This window comes from Paenibacillus sp. MZ04-78.2 (genome assembly GCF_024213375.1).
Taxonomy (GTDB): domain Bacteria; phylum Bacillota; class Bacilli; order Paenibacillales; family NBRC-103111; genus Paenibacillus_G.
Genome location: NZ_JANAVJ010000116.1, coordinates 1 through 989 on the forward strand (window position 1 = coordinate 1; position 989 = coordinate 989).

Genomic DNA, 989 nt, shown 5'->3' on the forward strand with positions numbered 1-989 from the left:
CTATCCTGAAAATTAATTATCTTGTAAAAGCTTCGAAGGCATCACTAAATTAACCCGGTAACATCTGTTTTTTTAAAACGATCCGGGCTAACAGAAAGAAAACTTTTTGCTCTACGCAACCGACTCGACGGTAACTTTGAACCCTAATGTTTCGAGTTTTTTAATGGATTGTTTGATGACCGTATCACGTTTTCGCTCTTCATAGTAGGTCGGACCTAGCTCAAGATAAGGTTGTCTACGGGATAAGATGTGATAGGCGATCATCAATATACTATGGGCGACTGCGACAGCAGCACGGTTGGCTCCTCTTCTGGCAGCGATTCGGTGATACTGTGACGATAAATACGTGTTCTTAGTGCGTGCTGCAGCTCGTGCAGCTTCGACCAATGCGCTTCGAAGCTTCTGGTTCCCTTTCCGCGTTCGACCAGATTTGCGCTTCCCTGCACTTTCGTTATTACCTGGAGCTAGCCCTGCCCAAGAACATAAATGAGCAGCGGAAGGGAACTGTTTCATGTTGGTTCCGATTTCAGCAAGCACTTGTTCAGCCGTTCGCCTTCCCACTCCGGGAATCGTATCCAACAACTCCAGGTCTTCCTCAAAAGGGAGCATGCGCGCCTTCATTTCTTCGTCCAGTTTCCCGATTTCTTGATCCAAAAAGTCGATATGCCGAAGCTGGGTTGCAAGCATAAGCCGCTGATGTTCTCCCATTAGACCGTTCAAGGCACGTTTTAGCTCTTCTTTTTTGTTCTTGAGCTTACGCTGCGCCAGTTCGGCGAGTACCTCGGAACTTGTTTCGCCCTGAATCATCGCCTCAATCATGGCACGTCCCGATTTGCCAAGCACATCGCTTGCCACCGATGATAGCTTAATGTTTGCACCTTCAAGAACTTTTTGTACCCGATTGACTTCTCGCGAACGCTCGTCAATGAGACTGCGGCGATATCGGATGAGTTCTCGAAGCTCCCTTTGGTCACGCGCAGGAATGTAAC

At 47.8% G+C, this 989-nt stretch carries 1 protein-coding gene; it reads right to left on the minus strand.

Annotation, left to right across the window (positions count from 1 at the left end; translation table 11 throughout):
* Positions 1–111 precede the first annotated feature (111 nt).
* Positions 112–989: IS110 family RNA-guided transposase (locus tag NLX71_RS26270; RefSeq protein ID WP_254366759.1), on the minus strand; the 878-nt coding region annotated here is incomplete at its 5' end.